Source organism: Hydrocoleum sp. CS-953 (assembly GCF_002260545.1).
In the GTDB taxonomy this organism is placed as follows: Bacteria; Cyanobacteriota; Cyanobacteriia; order Cyanobacteriales; family Microcoleaceae; genus Trichodesmium.
The window spans coordinates 1-2,745 of record NZ_LGSU01000324.1; the positions used below are offsets into that span (position 1 = coordinate 1).

The 2,745-nt window shown below is 32.6% G+C and carries 2 protein-coding genes; both read right to left on the reverse strand.

Annotated features, from left to right (window positions below; translation table 11 throughout):
- Positions 1-1,218: 1,218 nt before the first annotated feature.
- Entirely contained in the window at positions 1,219-2,046 is an 828-nt protein-coding gene (locus tag AFK68_RS02995; protein WP_094671512.1) for a sulfurtransferase, read from the reverse strand.
- Between the two features lie 7 nt (positions 2,047-2,053).
- Entirely contained in the window at positions 2,054-2,611 is a 558-nt protein-coding gene (locus AFK68_RS03000; protein ID WP_094671514.1) for a hypothetical protein, read from the reverse strand.
- Positions 2,612-2,745: the final 134 nt, after the last annotated feature.

Here is a 2,745-nt window from a genome sequence, read left to right on the forward strand (position 1 = left end):
GTAATAGAAGGATTGACTAAAAGGATTTTTTTTTCTTTTTTATCCATGAATGGAGAGGCTTTATACCTTAATTTTTCGGTAATTAATTTTGCATAGGAACTTAGTTACTCCCTAATATTTATAAGTATTCAACCAAACAATCTCTTATTCCTTTCCTTATAAATTACTCCTTTGTAGTTGACTAATTATCTAGGAAATAAGAAAACCAATAATTGCCACGACCTCCATCAAATTTTCCCCTCCGAATATCTGAGATTTTCCATCACTATAATTTGAGATAAGGAGTCAGAGGAAAACCAGAATAAATAATCACTTCCTCAACTTGCCAAAAATAAATTTGTTCCCTAAAATTTCCCTAACCATTTTCATCAGTATTCAAATCAAAATCATATAATTTTTTCTAAGTTCCGACTTTGTAGTTGACTAATTATCTAGGAAATAAGAAAACCAATCATTGCCACGACCTCCATCAAATTTTCCCCTGTGAATATCTGAGATTTTCCATCACCAGAATTTGAGATAAGGAGTCAGAGCAAAACCAGAATAAATAATCACTTCCTCAACTTGCCAAAAATAAATTTGTTCCCTAAAATTTCCCTGACTATTTTCATCAGTATTCAAATCAAAATCATATAATTCCTTCTGAGTTCCTGCTTTTTAGTTAACTAATTATCTAGGAAATAAGAAAACCAATCATTGCCACGATCTCCATCAAATTTTCCCCTGTGAATATCTGAGATTTTCCATCACCAGAATTTGACATTAGGAGTCAGAGCAAAACCACAATAAACAATCACTTCCTCAACTTGCCAAAAAGAAATTTCAGGGAACAAAATTTCCCTGACTATTTTCATCATTAACTCTTTATTAGGGTAATAGCATTTCTCTGTAACAATGCACTTAATAATTATTCCTCAGACCTTATTACACTGACTATTCTCATCTTTATATATAAGTGCAACTTCATAAATAAATGGTATAACTAACCGTCGCTAAAATATAAACAGGCATCAAGTCAATAAGTTCCTGTTTTATTTGACTTTTTTATTTCTACTTTTTGCTTATTATTGCTGACCGAAAAATTTGGGTCTCAAGCCTCCTGTTTTAAGGGTATAAAAAAAGAATATTCCAGATTTTCTTGCCTCGTGATTCAACAGGAGGTACTGATAACTGATAACTGATAACTGATAACTGAAATGACTACTTACTTTTGATTCATTACTTATTATCTACTAAATAAGAACACCAATCACTCCAACTGCCTGCATAAAGTTTTCCAGTATTAATACCCGCCATTTTTAACGACCATAAATTTACACAAGCAGTCACACCAGAACCACAATAAACAATAACTTCCTCAGAATTTTTGACCTGTTCCCAACGAGAAACTTGTTCCGAAACTTTAGCATTACTATTTTCATCAGTAACTTGTTTCCAAGGATAATTAACTGCCCCTGGAATATGACCAGCAATAGGGTCAATAGGTTCATGCTTTCCTAAGTAGCGATCGCTATCTCGCGAGTCAACTAAGACTACTTCTGGTAAATCTTTTCTAGCTTTAACTGTTTCTATATCTACCACCATTTTTGATTGAATTTGAGGTTCAAAAAAACCTAACTTTTGAGTGGAAATTTCATTTGTAACTGGATATTCTTTTTGCCATCCAGAAAAACCACCATCCAATAGAGCAACTTTTTCATGGCCCATATATGTTAATAACCACCATAAACGGGAGGCAAAAGCAAAGCGAGAATCATCATAAGCTACAATTAGAGTTTCTTGGTATTTAACACCTATAGTTGCTAATTTTTCAGCTAGTTTATTAAGGTCAGGTAATGGATGACGTCCACCATGTTTTTCTACAGGTTTAGAAAGGTCTTGGTTGAGGTCTAAATAGAATGCACCAGGGATATGACTTTCTTGATATTGTTTGTTGCCTAATTCTGGGTCTGCTAAGGAAAAACGGCAGTCAATAATAATTAGGTTTGGGTCATTAAGATGGTTTGCCAACCACTTAGGAGAAATAAGGAGATTTGTGTTAGTCATGTTTAAGTTAAATTAGGTTTTCTTCTGTTGGTAATACTTGAGGATAAGTTGTACCAGTATTGGGAGTTTGTGATGATTGCTTGACCAACATTTTGCCAATAAAAACAACTAAAGCCATAAACAATATTATCACTACTATCGCTAAAGTCATCTGACTCATTCTGAGATTATTCAAACCTTGATTTTTGATACTATTAATTTTTGACTTTGAATAAAATCCATTTTGTTGATTATCAGAAAAACTGGTCAAGTTTAAATCAGATAAGGAAGTTAATTCTAAATCAAATTCTTGACCCCAAGTAGCATAATCATCAATGTATCTTTTGAACAATAATTTTACTCTTTTAATTGACTCTGGTGCTAATTCTATTAATTGATTCCGAACTATACCTATAGTAGAACTTCTATCTGGCAATTCATCAGATTCTAGGAGTATGTGTAACCAACTATTTAGTACACTAGCTTTTGCATTAATACCTTCAGGATGTAATTTACTATTTAATAGGGTAGCTATCGCTTTAGAATTTCCTTTTTTGGCAAGCTGAATAAATCTATACTGAACCATGATTAATTACCTTTTTTTATTAATTGATTCCGAACTATACCTATAGTAGAACTTCTATCTGGCAATTCATCAGATTCTAGGAGTATGTGTAACCAACTATTTAGTACACTAGCTTTTGCATTAATACCTTCAGG

Excerpts from the sequence above, each read along its gene's own strand:
- AFK68_RS03000 (WP_094671514.1), bottom strand. The coding sequence starts at position 2,611 with ATGGTTCAGTATAGATTTATTCAGCTTGCCAAAAAAGGAAATTCTAAA.
- AFK68_RS02995 (WP_094671512.1), bottom strand. The coding sequence starts at position 2,046 with ATGACTAACACAAATCTCCTTATTTCTCCTAAGTGGTTGGCAAACCAT.